Annotated in this window: 14 protein-coding genes; 11 read left to right on the top strand and 3 right to left on the bottom strand. The window is 69.8% G+C overall.

What is annotated here, in order from left to right; all coding sequences use genetic code 11:
* The first annotated feature begins 2 nt into the window (after positions 1-2).
* Both KF941_RS08735 and KF941_RS08730 read left to right on the top strand, forming a co-directional pair.
* Positions 3-461 carry a low molecular weight phosphatase family protein gene (locus KF941_RS08735; protein ID WP_036751729.1) on the top strand — a complete coding sequence of 153 codons (459 nt, stop codon included), beginning with the start codon at positions 3-5 and terminating at the stop codon, positions 459-461.
* A 78-nt stretch (positions 462-539) separates the two neighbouring features.
* Positions 540-1,076, top strand: coding sequence for a PAS domain-containing protein (locus tag KF941_RS08730; protein WP_214273117.1), 537 nt, complete (start codon positions 540-542; stop codon positions 1,074-1,076).
* Positions 1,077-1,112: 36 nt separating this feature from the next.
* Here the strand turns inward: KF941_RS08730 and edd are convergent, their stop codons facing one another.
* Positions 1,113-2,915, bottom strand: a complete 1,803-nt coding sequence (edd, locus tag KF941_RS08725; protein WP_214273116.1) for a phosphogluconate dehydratase — start codon at positions 2,913-2,915, stop codon at positions 1,113-1,115.
* A gap of 115 nt (positions 2,916-3,030) precedes the next feature.
* Between edd and KF941_RS08720 the strand changes: the two genes are divergently transcribed.
* The 6 genes from KF941_RS08720 (at position 3,031) to KF941_RS08695 (ending at position 10,037) form a co-directional block, all read left to right on the top strand.
* Positions 3,031-4,227, top strand: coding sequence for a class I SAM-dependent rRNA methyltransferase (locus KF941_RS08720; RefSeq protein ID WP_214273115.1), 1,197 nt, complete (start codon positions 3,031-3,033; stop codon positions 4,225-4,227).
* Complete coding sequence (locus KF941_RS08715) at positions 4,224-4,808, top strand: PIN domain-containing protein (RefSeq protein ID WP_214273114.1); 585 nt, start codon at positions 4,224-4,226, stop codon at positions 4,806-4,808. The genes KF941_RS08720 and KF941_RS08715 overlap by 4 nt, the downstream gene beginning before the upstream one ends.
* Positions 4,809-4,883: 75 nt before the next feature.
* Positions 4,884-6,335, top strand: a complete 1,452-nt coding sequence (gene zwf / locus KF941_RS08710) for a glucose-6-phosphate dehydrogenase (RefSeq protein WP_072461553.1) — start codon at positions 4,884-4,886, stop codon at positions 6,333-6,335.
* A complete protein-coding gene (pgl, locus tag KF941_RS08705) occupies positions 6,332-7,006 on the top strand; it encodes a 6-phosphogluconolactonase (RefSeq protein WP_036751719.1) in 675 nt (224 codons plus the stop codon). Before zwf ends, pgl begins: the two co-directional genes overlap by 4 nt.
* Position 7,007: 1 nt before the next feature.
* Positions 7,008-8,609 (top strand): glucose-6-phosphate isomerase, encoded by a 1,602-nt coding sequence (gene pgi, locus KF941_RS08700; protein WP_214273113.1) that lies wholly within the window; start codon positions 7,008-7,010, stop codon positions 8,607-8,609.
* Positions 8,610-8,747: 138 nt separating this feature from the next.
* Entirely contained in the window at positions 8,748-10,037 is a 1,290-nt protein-coding gene (locus tag KF941_RS08695; RefSeq protein WP_214273112.1) for a sorbosone dehydrogenase family protein, read from the top strand.
* 35 nt (positions 10,038-10,072) lie between these two features.
* Here KF941_RS08695 and KF941_RS08690 read toward each other — a convergent pair whose 3' ends face one another.
* Together KF941_RS08690 and KF941_RS08685 are read right to left on the bottom strand one after the other, a co-directional pair.
* A complete protein-coding gene (locus tag KF941_RS08690) occupies positions 10,073-10,948 on the bottom strand; it encodes a glycosyltransferase family 2 protein (RefSeq protein WP_114535838.1) in 876 nt (291 codons plus the stop codon).
* Positions 10,945-11,574: a hypothetical protein gene (locus KF941_RS08685; RefSeq protein ID WP_214273111.1), complete on the bottom strand. Its 630-nt coding sequence runs from the start codon at positions 11,572-11,574 to the stop codon at positions 10,945-10,947. Before KF941_RS08685 ends, KF941_RS08690 begins: the two co-directional genes overlap by 4 nt.
* Before the next feature lie 191 nt (positions 11,575-11,765).
* Here KF941_RS08685 and infC point away from each other — a divergent pair, with 191 nt between their 5' ends.
* From infC to moeB, 3 genes are read left to right on the top strand one after another with little or no spacing between them, the layout of a single operon-like run.
* Entirely contained in the window at positions 11,766-12,305 is a 540-nt protein-coding gene (infC, locus tag KF941_RS08680) for a translation initiation factor IF-3 (RefSeq protein WP_036751709.1), read from the top strand.
* 12 nt (positions 12,306-12,317) lie between these two features.
* Positions 12,318-12,779, top strand: a complete 462-nt coding sequence (gene dut / locus KF941_RS08675; RefSeq protein ID WP_036751707.1) for a dUTP diphosphatase — start codon at positions 12,318-12,320, stop codon at positions 12,777-12,779.
* A gap of 4 nt (positions 12,780-12,783) precedes the next feature.
* Positions 12,784-13,833: a molybdopterin-synthase adenylyltransferase MoeB gene (gene moeB, locus KF941_RS08670; RefSeq protein WP_346428979.1), complete on the top strand. Its 1,050-nt coding sequence runs from the start codon at positions 12,784-12,786 to the stop codon at positions 13,831-13,833.
* Positions 13,834-13,837 lie beyond the last annotated feature (4 nt).

Here is a 13,837-nt window from a genome sequence, read left to right as displayed (position 1 = left end):
TCGTGGTCGGACCGATTCCCCATTCGGTGCTGTTTTGCTGCGACCACAACGCCATCCGCTCCCCCATGGCCGAGGGGATGATGAAGAAATTCTACGGCCGCGCCGCCTATGTGCAGTCGGCCGGGGTCAAGAACGACATGGAGATCGACGGCTTCGCCATCGCCGTCTGCAAGGAGATCGGGGTCGAGCTTTCGACCCATCGCGCCCGGTCCTTCGAAGAGATGAAGGCCTGGGGCGACGACCTGACCAGCTTTGACCTGGTGATCGCCCTTTCGCCGGCCAGCCAGAGGCAAGCCCTTGAACTGACGCGGGTTTCGCATCTGGACGTGGAGTATTGGCCGATCATGGACCCCAGTGGCCTGGCCGAGGGGCGCGAGGCCAAGCTGGCGCTTTACCGCACCGTGCGCGACCAGATCCGCAAGCGGATGATCGAGCGTTTCGGCCCGCCGACCGAAGGCTGAAGAAAACTTCCGCGCGCTAACGGAATCTTAGCCTATTGGCGCAATGCTGCCGGAAATCCCTTGCAGGAGGTTTCCCGGATGACCGAAATCCAGCGGCTTCACCACGATCTTGAATGGGCCATGCGGGCGATGGGTTCGCATCGTGCGGTGCTGATCCTAGACCTTGCCGGGCATATCGTTGCGGTGAACCAAAGCTACCTGGGCATGTGCGGCTATCGGCGCGAGGAGTTGATCGGCCGGCCGGTGGTGATGCTTCTGGATCCCGTGGACAAGGTGCCGGACCGGCTGTGGCGCATGCTCGAAACGCCGGACGGGTGCGAGGCGCGGCTGCACGACCTGGCGCAAGTGGCCAAGTCGGGGCGGCGCTTCCGGGTCGATGCCCGCATCTGCCCGATTCGCGACGAGGGGGGCCGGGTCTGCCTGACCGTGCTGTTCCTGCGCGAAGCGGCGGAAGAGGCGGGGCCGCAGCACCCGGACCTGCCGCGGATCGCGGGCATGGCGCAGATCCTCCGCCTGCCGCCGCGCCGGCTGGCCGAGCCGCGGTCGCGGACGGGCCGATGCGGCCGGTCGGGGACCGGCATCGCCCTGTGCGCCCCGGCGCGGCGCGACCATTGACGGATGCCGCGCGGCGGGTGTCTCGCAGGGGGGCGGTCAGACGACGACCGCCGCGCCCTCGGTGGCGGGGCCGACATTGCGGCGGAAGGCGGCGAAAAGCTCGCGCCCCAGCCCTTCGGCCGAATGCGAGGGGTCATGCGTGGCCGCCGGCCGGTCCTCGAAGCCGGGGGCAAGGCAGGTCAGCGTGCCGGCCACCGCGTCGAGCCGGACGGGATCGCCGTCGCGCAGCCGCGCCAGCGGCCCGCCATCGGCCGCCTCGGGCGAGATGTGGATCGCCGCGGGAACCTTGCCCGAGGCGCCGGACATGCGGCCATCCGTGACCAGCGCCACCCGCAGCCCGCGATCTTGCAGCACGGCAAGGGTGGGGGTCAGCGAATGCAGCTCGGGCATGCCATTGGCGCGGGGGCCCTGGAAGCGGACGACGACCACCACATCCTCGGTGAACTCGCCGCGCTTGAAGGCGGCCTTCACCTCTTCCTGGTCGGCAAAGACGCGCGCGGGGGCTTCGATGACATGGCGTTCGGGCGCCACGGCCGAGACCTTGATGACGCCGCGGCCCAGGTTGCCCGACAGCTGCTTCAGCCCGCCGGTCGCGGCAAAGGGATCGGCGGCCGGGCGCAGGATCTTGTCGTTCAGCGTCTCGCGCGCGCCGCCGACCCATTCGATCCGGCCGTCCTTGAGGCGGGGCTCCTGCGCATATTGCCCCAGCCCGCCGCCGGCGATGGTGCGCACGTCCTCGTGCAGCAGCCCCGCCTCCAGCAGCTGGCCGATCATGAAGCCAAGGCCGCCCGCGGCATGGAAATGGTTCACGTCGGCCAGGCCGTTGGGATAGACGCGGGCCATCAGCGGCACGGTCTCGGACAGGTCGTGGAAATCCTCGAGGTCCAGGATCACGCCGGCCGCCCGCGCCATCGCCGGCAGGTGCAGCACCAGGTTGGTCGAGCCGCCGGTCGCCATCAGCCCGACGATGCCGTTGACGAAGGCGCGTTCGTCCAGCACCTCGCCCGCAGGCAGGTAGTCGTTGCCCAGCCGGGTGATCGAGGCCGCCCGCTGCACGGCGGCGCTGGTCAGCGCATCGCGCAGGGGCGTGTTCGGATTGACGAAGCTGGAGCCCGGCAGATGCAGGCCCATGAACTCCATCAGCATCTGGTTGGTGTTCGCCGTGCCGTAGAAGGTGCAGGTGCCCGGCGCGTGATAGCTGGCCATCTCGGCCGCCATCAGCGCCTCGCGGCCGACCTCGCCGGTGGCGAATTGCTGGCGGACCTTGGATTTCTCGTCATTGGGCAGGCCCGAGGGCATGGGGCCGGCCGGCACGAAGACGGCGGGGATATGGCCGAAGGTGGCGGCGGCGATGATCAGCCCCGGCACGATCTTGTCGCAGACGCCCAGGTAAAGCGCCGCGTCGAAGACGTCATGCGTCAGCGCCACGCCCGAGGCCAGCGCGATCACATCGCGCGAGAACAGCGACAGCTCCATCCCCGGCCGGCCTTGCGTCACCCCGTCGCACATGGCCGGAACCCCGCCCGCGACCTGGGCCGTGGCACCCGCGGCATGGGCGGCCTGGCGGATCAGGTCGGGATAACGCTCATAGGGCTGGTGGGCCGAAAGCATGTCGTTATAGGCGGTGACGATGCCGATGTTGGGCTTGCGCGTTTCGGCGAAGTCCTGCTTGTCGGGCATGGCGGCATAGGCATGGGCCTGGTTGCCGCAGGACAGGTGGGCGCGGCGCGGCCCTTCCTCGGCAGCGCGGGCGATCTTGGCCAGATAGGCGCTGCGGCTATGGATCGAACGCTCGCGGATACGGTCGGTCACCCGGTCGATGGTGGCGTGCAGGGTCATGGCTGGCATCTCCTTTGGCGCCAATGTAGGCCGTTAGCGTTAACAAGGCAACCGGCCGGCTCTTGCCTGCGGCCGCACGGCGTGGCAATCCTGCGCCGTTTTGCACGAGGCCGCCATGACCGCCGATCTGCCCATCATCCGACTGCGCCCGAAATCCAAGCCCCAGGCGATCCGCCACGGCTTTCCCTGGGTCTTTGCCGACGAACTGGTGACGGACCGGCGCACGCGGGCGATCCCGCCGGGCAGCTTCGCCGTGCTGGAGGATGCCGAGCGCCGCCCGCTGGGGCTGGTCACGGTCAACCCCGATTCGCGGATCATCGCCCGCGTGATGGACCCCGACCCGCAGGCGCGGATCACCCGCGACTGGATCGCGGCGCGGCTGGACCGGGCGCTGGCGCTGCGGGCACGGCTGTTCGACCGGCCCTTTTACCGGCTGGTCCATGCCGAGGCCGACGGGCTGCCCGGCACCATCATCGACCGTTTCGGCGATGCCGCGGTGATCCAGCCCAATGCCGCCTGGGCCGAGCGCATGGTCGGGGACATCGCCGCGGCGCTGCGCGAGGTCGCGGGCGTCGCGACGGTGATCCTGAACGGGCAGGGCCGGGCGCGGGCGCTGGAGGGGCTGGACGAGCGGACCGAGATCCTGTCGGGCGCCGTCGACGGCCCGGTCGAGGTGCCGATGAACGGCGCGATCTACCTGGCCGACCTGACGCAGGGGCAGAAGACCGGCCTGTTCTATGACCAACGCCCGAACCATGCCTTTGCGCAGCGGCTGGCCCAGGGCCAGCGGGTGCTGGACGTGTTCTCGCATGTCGGCGGCTTCGGCCTTGCCGCCCTGGCGGCCGGCGCCACCCATGCCACCTGCGTCGACGGCTCGGCCGCCGCGCTGGAGCTGGCACGGGGCGGCGCGCGCGCCATGGGTGCCGAGTCGCGGCTGACCATCCGCCAGGGCGACGCCTTCGAGCAGATGGAGGCGCTGGCCGCCGAGGGCGCGCAGTTCGATCTGGTGATCTGCGACCCGCCGGCCTTCGCGCCCTCGAAACCGGCGCTGGAGGCGGGCTTGCGCGCCTATGAGCGGGTGGCGAAGCTGGCCGCGCCCCTGGTCGCGCCGGGCGGCTATCTGGGGCTGTGTTCCTGCAGCCATGCCGCCGATCTCAACGCCTTTCGCAATGCCAGCGCCCGCGGCATCGGCCGCGGCGGGCGGCGGATGCAGCTTCTGCATACCGGACAGGCCGGCCCGGACCACCCCACGCTGCCGCAATTGGCCGAGACCGGCTATCTCAAGGCGCTGTTCTTCCGGCTGGACGGATGAAGGCAGTCCTGGACGCCTGCGTGCTGTTTCCGACCGTGCTGCGGGAGATCCTGGCCGACACGGCGGCGGCGGGGCTGTTCCAGCCGCTCTGGTCGCGCCGCATCATGGACGAATGGCGCCATGCCGCAACCCGCCAGGGCGTCGAGGCGGGGGTCGAGGTCGCGCTGCTGCAAGCGCGCTTTCCGCAGGCGCTGGTCGAGCCGGGGCAGGAGATCTTCGGGCTGGACCTGCCCGATCCGGCCGACCGGCATGTGGTGGAATGTGCGCTGGCCGCCGGGGCGCAGGCGATCGTCACCGCCAATCTGCGCGACTTTCCGCGCAGGGCGCTGGCCCCGGTCGGGCTGCGGGCGATTCATCCCGACGAATTTCTGCGCGACCTCTGCCTGCGGGCCCCCGAAACCGTGCTCGCGGCCGTGCAGGCGACCGAGGCGCGCGCCCGTGCCGCCGGCGGCGACATGACCCGCAAGGAGCTGATGCGCCGCGCCCGCCTGCCGCGCCTGGCCAAGGCGATGGCGCGTCTTGATGCAACCGAAACCGCGCCCTTCCCGTTGCATGGCGCGACCCCGCGGGAACAGGATTGAAAGGGGACGGATTTGAAGGACTTGATGTTATCGCTAACATCCGCTAATCGGCAGAGCAGCGATGAGGAGGCAGCGATGGTTTCACGCGTCATTCCGGTTGAGGATTTCGACCTGGTGATCTTTGGTGCAACCGGCGACCTGGCCCGGCGCAAGATCGTGCCGGGGCTGTATCGCCGCTTTGTGGCCGGGCAGGTTCCGGCCAGCGCGCGCATCATCGGCGCCGCCCGCACCCGCCAGGACGACGAAGCCTTCCGCGCCGAGATGCGCGAGGCGATCGAGGAATTCATCGGCCCCGGCCAGGACCAGGCGCAGCTTTCGGCCTTTCTCGACATGCTGGGCTATGTCGCCATCGACGCGCGCGGCACCGATGGCTGGGCCGAACTCAAGGCGCGGGTGCGTCCCGGCGTGGTCCATGCCTTCTATTTCTCGGTGGCGCCGGCGCTGTTCGGCGACATCGCCGAGCGCCTGGCCGGCAACGGCATCGCCGATGCCGACAGCCGCATCGTTGTCGAAAAGCCCTTCGGCCGCGACCTTGCCACTGCTCGCGCGCTGAACGCCACGCTGGCCCGGCATTTCGACGAGAACCAGATCTATCGCATCGACCATTACCTGGGCAAGGAAACCGTCCAGAACCTGATGGCGGTGCGCTTCGCCAACATCCTGTTCGAGCCGCTGTGGAACGCGCAATACGTGGACCATGTCCAGATCACCGTGGCCGAGACGGTGGGCGTCGGCGGGCGCGGCGAATATTACGACCATTCCGGCGCCATGCGGGACATGGTGCAAAACCACCTGATGCAGCTTCTGTGCCTGATCGCGATGGAGCCGCCCTATCATTTCGACCCCGATGCGGTGCGCGACGAAAAGCTCAAGGTGATCCGGGCGCTGGAGCCGCTTGCGCCCCAGGACATCGTGCGCGGCCAGTATCTGGCTGGCCCCGACGGCCCCGGCTATCTGGAGGATTCCGAGAACCCGCAATCCCGCACCGAAAGCTTCGTGGCGCTGAAGGTGCGGATCGCCAACTGGCGCTGGACCGGCACGCCTTTCTACCTGCGCACCGGCAAGCGGCTGCGCGCGCGCACCAGCGAGATCGTCGTGACCTTCAAGGAGCCGCCGCATTCGATCTTCGACGACGGCGGCACGCACAAGGCCAACCAGCTTGTCATCAAGCTGCAACCGAACGAAGGCATGCACCTGACCGTGATGATCAAGGAGCCGGGGCCGGGCGGCATGCGCCTGGTGCAGGTGCCGCTGGACATGAGCTTTGCCGATGCGCTGGGGGCCGAGGGCTCCGACATGCCCGATGCCTACGAGCGGCTGATCATGGACGTGATCCGCGGCAACCAGACCCTGTTCATGCGTGGGGACGAGGTCGAGGCCGCCTGGGCCTGGACCGACCCGATCATCGCCGCCTGGGAATCCGGCTCGAAGCGGCCCGAGCCCTATGATGCCGGCTCCAGCGGCCCCGAAGAGGCGCTGCGCCTGCTGCATCGCGACAACCGCCGATGGAGGGAGATCCGGCCATGACGCTCGAGTTCATCGAATATCCCGACCGCGAGATGCTGTTTTTGTCGCTGGCGGACCGCGTGGCGGGCCAGCTGTCGCAGCATTTGCGGGTGAACGACAGCGCCAGTCTCTGCGTGCCGGGCGGCACCACGCCGGCGCCGCTTTACGACTATCTCTCGGGCAGCGAGATCGACTGGCCGCGCGTCACCGTGCTGCTGAACGACGAGCGCTGGGTGGATGGCGAGCATCTGCGCTCGAACGGCCGGCTGCTGCGCCGGCACCTGCTCAAGGACAAGGCGGCGGGGGCGCATTACATCGACCTCTATACCGGCGACGAGCGCCCCGAGGACGCGGTGCCGGCGCTGGCCGAGGCGATTGCCCCGCACCTGCCGCTGACCGTGCTGCTTCTGGGCATGGGCACCGACATGCATACGGCAAGCCTGTTCCCCGCGGCTTCCGAAACCGTCCTGGCGCTGGCGCCGGACGCGCCGGTGGTGATGGCGATCAACAGCGTCAAGGACGAGCCGCGGATCACCCTGACCGCCTCGGCGCTGAAGGGCGCGATCAACACCCATCTGCTGATCGCCGGGGCCGACAAGCGCGAGGCATTCGAGCGCGCGCAGGGCCTCGACCCGACCGAGGCGCCGATCCGCGCCTTCCTTGGCGACATTACCGTGCATTGGGCAGAGTGACATGACCATCTGGAGCCGGTTGCAAGACCACCGCAAATCCCAGGGCGCGCTGCGGATCGAGGCGCTGTTTGACGCCGATCCGACCCGCGCCGCCACCTTCTCGACCCAGGCCGAGGGGCTGGTGCTGGACTGGTCCAAGACCAGCATCGACGCTGGCGCGCGCGAGCTGCTGCTGGAACTGGCCGCGCCGGTGCCCGAGCGCCGCGAGGCCATGTTCGCCGGCCAGCGCATCAACGAGACCGAGGACCGCGCCGTGCTGCACACCGCGCTGCGCAACCTCCAAGGCAGCGTCGCGGTGGACGGCCGGGACGTAATGCCCGAGCTGCGCCGCACCCATCGGCGGATGTGCGATTTCGCCCGCGCCATCCGCGACGGCAGCTTCGCCGGGCAGGGCGGCCGCATCACCGACGTCATCAACATCGGCATCGGCGGCTCGGACCTCGGCCCGGCCATGGCCACGCGGGCGCTGGCGCCCTGGCACGACGGGCCGCGGGTGCATTTCGTCTCGAACGTGGACGGGGCGGACATCGCCGATACGCTCAGGGGGCTCGATCCGGCGACCACGCTGGTCATCGTCGCCTCCAAGACCTTCACCACCATCGAGACCATGACCAATGCCAGGACGGCGCTGGACTGGATGGCGAAGGCCGTGGCGCAGCCGGCGGCGCAATTCGCCGCGCTCTCCTCGGCGACCGACCGCACCGCCGAATGGGGGATCGAGCCCTCGCGCGTCTTCGGCTTCGAGGATTGGGTCGGCGGGCGCTATTCCATGTGGGGGCCCATCGGCCTTTCGCTGATGATCGCCATCGGGCCCGAGAACTTCGACCGCTTCCTTGCCGGCGGCGCGGCCATGGACCGCCATTTCCGCGAGGCGCCGCTGGCCCAGAACCTGCCGGTGATCCTGGCGCTGGTCGGCATCTGGCACCACCAGGTCTGCGGCTACGGCACCCGCGCCGTCTTGCCCTATGACAACCGCCTTGCCCGGCTGCCGGCCTATCTGCAGCAGCTGGAAATGGAATCGAACGGCAAGCGCGTGGCCATGGACGGCAGCGACCTGGTGCTGCCCTCGGGCCCGGTGGTCTGGGGCGAGCCGGGCACCAACGGCCAGCATGCCTTCTACCAGCTGATCCACCAGGGCACCGCGGTGGTGCCCTGCGAATTCATCCTCGCCGCCCGCGGCCACGAACCCGAGCTTGCGCATCACCACCTGCTGCTGATCGCCAATTGCCTGGCGCAATCCGAGGCGCTGATGCGCGGCCGCTCGCTGGACGAGGCGCGCGCGCTGATGCAGGCCAAGGGCCTGACCGGCGCCGAACTGGAACGCCAGGCCCGCCACCGCGTCTTTCCCGGCAACCGCCCGTCGACCACGCTGCTGATCCTCGAACTCGACCCCTACACGCTGGGCCAGATCGTCGCGCTCTACGAGCACCGCGTCTTTGCCGAGGGGGTGATCCTGGGCATCAACAGCTTCGACCAATGGGGCGTCGAGCTTGGCAAGGAACTGGCGCTGAAGCTGGCGCCGCTGCTTCAGGGCAAGCCCGCGCCCGGCCACGACCCCTCGACCGAGCATCTCGCGGCGCTGATCCGCGACGCGCGCGGCTGAACGCTTCTCTGTTCCCCAAATACTCCAGGGACGGCGCCACCAGCGCCGCCCTCGCCGATTCGATCCCCTTGCGCATTCCGGGATTGACCCCCGGCGCATCCCGGCTAGCCTTGGCCTGCGCAGACGGGAAGGAAAGCGATGGATCTTCTGACCAGGGCGACAGCCGCCATCGGCGGCGCGATGGTGCTGATGCGGCGGATGGGCGCGCCGCGGACGGCGGCGTTCGGGCCAAGCCCCGCCATCCCCGAGGCAAAGAAACAGGGCATCATGACGCTGAAGATGCCCACCGCCCGCGGCTGGGCGCCGGGCCAGCGGCCCAAGGCCGCGCCGGGCCTGCGCGTCGATGTCTTCGCCCGCGACCTGCAACATCCGCGCTGGATCGAGGTGCTGCCCAATGGCGACGTGCTGGTCGCCGAGGCCCTGCAAGAGGCCAGCCCGCCGCAATCCCTGCTCGACCGCGCCGCCCAGGCCACCATGCGCCGCGCCCGCGCGCTGGGCACCAGCGCCAACCGCATCACGCTGTTGCGCGACGGCGATGGCGATGGCGTCGCCGAGACGCGCGAGGTTTTCCTGGCAGGCCAGCGCCAGCCCTTCGGCATGGCCCTGGTCGGCAACACCTTCTATGTCGGCAATACCGACGGCATCGTTGCCTTTCCCTATGCGCCCGGTGCCACGCGGCTGGACGGGCCGGGCCGCCGGCTGGTCGATTTCAAGCCCGGCGGGCATTGGACGCGCAGCCTGATCGTCTCGCCCGACCGCAAGCGGCTTTATTGCGGCGTCGGCTCGCTGACCAATATCGCCGACGAGGGCATGGAGGCCGAGGAAGGCCGCGCCGCGATCTGGGAACTGGAACTGGAGACCGGCCAGGCCCGCATCTTCGCCTCGGGCCTGCGCAACCCGGTCGGCCTTGCATGGGAGCCCGCGACCGGCGCGCTCTGGACCGTGGTGAACGAACGCGACGGGCTGGGCGACGAGACGCCGCCGGACTACCTGACCTCGGTGCAGGAGGGCGGCTTCTACGGCTGGCCCTGGTCCTATTGGGGACAGGTGGTGGACGACCGCGTGCCCCAGGACGCGGCCGAGGTCGCCCGCGCCATCACCCCCGATTACGCCCTGGGCGGCCATACCGCCTCGCTTGGCCTGTGCTGGATGCCCCAGGGCACGCTGCCCGGATTCCCCGACGGCATGGCGATCGGCCAGCACGGCTCCTGGAACCGCTCGACGCTGTCGGGCTACAAGCTGATCTTCGTGCCCTTTCGGGACGGCCGGCCCGCCGGGCCGCCGCGCGACATCCTGTCTGGCTTTCTTTCCGAGGACGAGAAATATTCCCATGGTCGCCCGGTCGGCGTTGCCATCGGCCCGGATGGCAAGTCGCTTCTGATGGCCGATGACGTGGGCGACGTGATCTGGCGGGTCAGCGCGGCCTGAACCGGCCCGCTTGCGTCAGAACCACCCCGCTTGCGTCAGAACCACTGGCCCGGTTCCATCAGCCCCAAGTCCATCAGCTGCTGGGCGTTCCAGCGGAAGGGATGCGAGTTGCGCCAGCGGAAGCTGCGGATATGCCCGCGCGAGCCGGGGTTCTTGGCCAGCGCCTTGGCCACCCGGAACGAGGCGACGGCGGCGGTCAGGTTGTTGTGCCAGGGGCAGGCATAGGTGTTGTATTCCTCGACGTTGAAGCGCAGGTCGGGCAGCAGCCGCAGTCCCGGCTGGCTGCGAAACAGCGCGATGCGGTCGATGCGGCGGCGATCCTGGGGCAGGTGCTCCTCGAATCGCCAGCGCAGCCCGCCGTGGAAATCCAGCTGCCGTTCCTTGTGGCGGCCGTCGCGGTCCACGCGGCCAAGCGCGTAATAGCCGGTGCGGTCGAACATCGCCTCGTCCAGGCTGACCGCATCGGGGAAACGCTCCAGGTCCGGGGCATAGAGGTCGATGACATAGGTCAGCATCGCCCGCCGGCGTTCCTCGGCGTGAAAGGCCAGCATCTCGCCCACGCTGCGGCTTTCCGAGAAGGGATAGAACAGGAACTCGGCATTATAGCCGTAGTAGAGCCAGGTATCGGCGGGCGCGGCCTCGATCACCGCATTGACCGCCTCGACCTGGGCCCGGCCGCGGCGGGAATCGTGGCGCAGGTTGAGGATCCGGTCCGCGCCCTCGCCGGGCAGGACATGGGCGGGCAGCGGCTCGGGCGACAGCGCCAGGATCAGCCGGAAACCGGCCGCAAGGTGATGCGCCAGCGTCCTTTGCACCGCCGCCTCGTCCTCGATCAGCAAAACCGCGACCGGCCCCTTGTCCAGCCGGCCACCCGGTGCCTTCAGGAAATCCCCCAGGCTGGGAAAGCTCATGGCAGGGCGGCCTTGATCTGTTCCAGCGCCTGCGCCAGCGCCGCCGGGTCCAGCGCCGCGCGATCCAGCAGGGCCAGAAGCTCGGCCTTGCGTTCGGGCGCAAGGGACGAGCCGTCGATCATGGCGCGCACCTTGGCGGCATCGAAGCCCTGCGGGGTCAGGGCGGCATCGATCCCGACCGCCTCGCCGGCCGCGGCGCCGGCTTCGCGCGTGGCGCTGGCCGCCTCGCGGGCGGCGGTGCTTGCGGCGATGGCGGCGGCCTCGGCCTGTTCGGGGGTGGCGTTGGCCTGAGCCGCGGCATCCGCGGCGCGGTCGGCGGCGGCGATGGCGGCCTCGGCCGCCGCCTCGGCCTGGTCGGCGGCAGCGCCCGCCGCGCCGACCGCCGCCTGCCCGGCCGAGGCCGAGGCTTCGGCCGCCGCATCCGCCGCGATGGCCGCCGCATCGGCCGCGGCGTCGGCTGCGGCATTGGCGCCCTGCTGCGCCGGGGGCGGGGGCTCGGCCGGTGCCTGGGCCGGCGGGGGCGGCGCGTCGCCGGCCAGCCGGCCCATCGGATCGCCGCCGCTCCACAGCCACAATCCGCCAAGCGCAAGGGCAAGAATCACGATCACGGCCAGGAATCTCTTCATCGGTCTCTCCGTCAGGGCTGCGGCGGGTCGCCCCCTTCTATGCCATGCCGCGCCAAGGGGGGGAAGCGGCCCCGCAAAACCGTGCAAAACGGCGGCGGAACCTGGGGCCGAGCCATCGAATCCGGTTGAAAATCCGCCTGCGCAGGACTATTTAACCGCCCGGAACCCCTGGCAACACAAGGAAGACAGCCATAGCCCGCAGACCGCATAACGCTCCGCCCACCCGTGACACCGGCCCCCGCGTCAACGAGCGCATCCGAGTCGCCGAAATCCGCCTGATCGGTCCCGAAGGCGAGAATGTCGGCGTCGTGACACCCGCCCGCGGTCTGGAGCTTGCACAGGAAGCCGGGCTGGATCTTGTCGAGATCTCGCCGAATGCCACGCCCCCGGTCTGCAAGATCATGGACCTGGGCAAGTTCAAGTATGAACAGCAAAAGCGCGAGGCCGAGGCCCGCAAGAAGCAGAAGATCATCGAAATCAAGGAGATCAAGTTCCGTCCCGGAACCGATACCCATGATTACGACGTCAAGATGCGCTCGGTCATGAAGTTCCTGGCCGAGGGCGACAAGGTCAAGATCACCCTGCGCTTCCGCGGCCGCGAGATGGCGCACCAGCAGCTTGGGGTCGAGCTTCTGAACCGCGTCGCCGCCGATGTCGGCGAGGCGGGCAAGGTCGAATCCATGCCCAAGCTGGAAGGGCGCCAGATGGTCATGATGATCTCGCCGAAATAAGGGGCTTTGGGGATGGCGGCCGAGGTGACGATTCTGGTTCTGCGCGAACCGGGCGCCGACCCGGCGCTGCCCCTGCCCGAATACCAGACCCAGGGCTCGGCCGGCGCCGACCTGCGGGCCGATCTGGGCGGGGCCGAGCTGCTGCTTGAACCCGGCCAGATCCGCCTGGTGCCCACCGGGCTGCGCGTGCAGATCCCCGAGGGCTACGAGATGCAGATCCGCCCCCGCTCCAGCCTGGCGCTGAAGCATGGGGTGACGCTGCCCAACACGCCCGGCACCATCGACAGCGACTATCGCGGGCCGCTGGGGGTCATCATGATCAACCTGGGCCCGCAGCCCTATGCGATCCAGCATGGCGAGCGCATCGCCCAGGCGGTGATCGCCCCCGTGACCCGCGCCGCCTATGTCATGGCCGAGGCGCTGGAGCAGACCGCGCGCGGCGAAGGCGGCTTCGGCTCGACCGGGCGGGGCTGAGCCCGTGCTGATCCTTCTTCTCATGCTTGCCGTGCTGGTCGCGGCGCGCCTGCTTGGCTGGCCGGAATGGCGCGGCTGGGCGGGGGTCGCGGCCCTGTGGCTGGCCGCCATCGCCGCGCTGGTGCTGGCGCCCGGCAGCGCCCTGGCGCGGCTGGTCGGCGGCGATCCTCGGGTCTGGGGTCTGGCAGGCGGCGTGGTGGCGCTGGGGCTGGGCTATCGCCTGCTGCTGCGGCAGCTGCATCGCCGCGCCATCCCCTTGCCTGACCCGCCCGCGCCCGCGCCGGCCGGCCCGCTTTCGGACCCGGAACTGGATCGCTATGCCCGCCATATCGTGCTGCGCGAGCTGGGCGGGCCGGGGCAGGCGGCGCTGCGGCGCGCCCGCGTGCTGGTCGTGGGCGCAGGCGGGCTGGGCGCGCCGGTCTGCCTTTACCTTGCCGCCGCCGGCGTGGGCCGGATCACCGTTGCCGACGACGACCGGGTCGGGCTGTCGAACCTGCAGCGCCAGGTGATCTTTCGCAGCGCCGACGACGGCCGCCCCAAGGCCGAGGCCGCGCGCGATGCCATGCTGGCGCTGAACCCGCATGTCGAGGTCACGGCGCTGAACCGCCGCATCGGGGCCGAGGATGCCGCGCTGGTTGCCGAACATGACCTGGTGCTGGACGGCACCGACAGCTTCGCCGCCCGCAGCGCGGTGAACGCGGCCTGCATCGCCGCCGGCGTGCCCTTGGTCGCCGGCGCCATCGCGCAATGGGAAGGGCAGGTGACGATCTGGGATCCGCGCCACGGCGCGCCCTGCATGGCCTGCATCTTTCCCGATGCCCCGGCCGCCGGCCTTGCGCCCGCCTGCGCCGAGGCGGGCGTCGTCGGCCCCTTGCCCGGCGTGATCGGCAGCCTGATGGCGCTGGAGGCGATCAAGCTGATCGCGCGGGCCGGCGAGCCCCTGCGCGGCCGGATGCTGATCTTCGACGGGCTTTATGGCGAAAACCGGCTGATGAAAATCGCGCGACGCGCCGATTGCCCCGCCTGCGGCTCTGGACATTTCCGCGCAGGCTGAAACA

Origin of the sequence: Paracoccus sp. pheM1 (assembly GCF_018499825.1) — a bacterium.
Lineage (GTDB): Bacteria > Pseudomonadota > Alphaproteobacteria > Rhodobacterales > Rhodobacteraceae > Paracoccus > Paracoccus versutus.
This window is presented reverse-complemented; position numbering and strand designations above follow the sequence as displayed.

What these genes read in the sequence shown, in the direction of transcription:
- KF941_RS08690 (WP_114535838.1), bottom strand. Translation starts at nt 10,948, where the DNA reads ATGAGCTTTCCCAGCCTGGGGGATTTCCTGAAGGCACCGGGTGGCCGG.
- KF941_RS08730 (WP_214273117.1), top strand. Translation starts at nt 540, where the DNA reads ATGACCGAAATCCAGCGGCTTCACCACGATCTTGAATGGGCCATGCGG.
- dut (WP_036751707.1), top strand. Translation starts at nt 12,318, where the DNA reads ATGGCGGCCGAGGTGACGATTCTGGTTCTGCGCGAACCGGGCGCCGAC.
- pgi (WP_214273113.1), top strand. Translation starts at nt 7,008, where the DNA reads ATGACCATCTGGAGCCGGTTGCAAGACCACCGCAAATCCCAGGGCGCG.
- KF941_RS08685 (WP_214273111.1), bottom strand. Translation starts at nt 11,574, where the DNA reads ATGAAGAGATTCCTGGCCGTGATCGTGATTCTTGCCCTTGCGCTTGGC.
- KF941_RS08715 (WP_214273114.1), top strand. Translation starts at nt 4,224, where the DNA reads ATGAAGGCAGTCCTGGACGCCTGCGTGCTGTTTCCGACCGTGCTGCGG.
- edd (WP_214273116.1), bottom strand. Translation starts at nt 2,915, where the DNA reads ATGACCCTGCACGCCACCATCGACCGGGTGACCGACCGTATCCGCGAG.
- zwf (WP_072461553.1), top strand. Translation starts at nt 4,884, where the DNA reads ATGGTTTCACGCGTCATTCCGGTTGAGGATTTCGACCTGGTGATCTTT.
- pgl (WP_036751719.1), top strand. Translation starts at nt 6,332, where the DNA reads ATGACGCTCGAGTTCATCGAATATCCCGACCGCGAGATGCTGTTTTTG.
- KF941_RS08720 (WP_214273115.1), top strand. Translation starts at nt 3,031, where the DNA reads ATGACCGCCGATCTGCCCATCATCCGACTGCGCCCGAAATCCAAGCCC.
- KF941_RS08695 (WP_214273112.1), top strand. Translation starts at nt 8,748, where the DNA reads ATGGATCTTCTGACCAGGGCGACAGCCGCCATCGGCGGCGCGATGGTG.